This is a genomic window from Pantoea rodasii, assembly GCF_002095465.1.
GTDB lineage: Bacteria > Pseudomonadota > Gammaproteobacteria > Enterobacterales > Enterobacteriaceae > Pantoea > Pantoea rodasii.
Window position 1 is genome coordinate 1 of sequence record NZ_MLFP01000072.1, and the last position, 512, is coordinate 512.

The 512-nt window shown below is 57.0% G+C and carries 1 protein-coding gene; it reads left to right on the plus strand.

Annotated features, from left to right (window positions below):
* Positions 1–512 (plus strand): ATP-binding protein (locus HA45_RS23385; RefSeq protein ID WP_128599101.1); only part of this gene is annotated, 512 nt, incomplete at both ends.

Sequence of the window (512 nt, forward strand, 5' to 3'; positions counted from 1 at the left end):
ATCACCGCGATGAAAAAAACCGGCGTCCCGACCGTGCCAGGTTCGGATGGCTCGCTGACCGAAGACATGGATAAAAACCGTGCCATCGCTAAGCGCATCGGTTATCCGGTGATCATCAAAGCCTCCGGCGGCGGCGGCGGTCGCGGTATGCGCGTCGTGCGTCACGAAAAAGATCTTGAGCAGTCCATCGGCATGACGAAAGCGGAAGCCAAAGCGGCTTTCAACAACGACATGGTCTACATGGAGAAATTCCTCGAGAACCCGCGCCACATCGAAATTCAGGTGATGGCCGACGGTCAGGGCAACGCGCTCTATCTGGCAGAACGTGACTGCTCCATGCAGCGCCGTCACCAGAAAGTGGTTGAAGAGGCGCCAGCACCGGGCATCACGCCGGAACTGCGTCGCTTTATCGGCGAGCGCTGTGCGAAAGCCTGTGTTGATATCGGCTATCGCGGTGCGGGTACTTTCGAGTTCCTGTACGAAAACGGTGAGTTCTACTTCATCGAGATGAA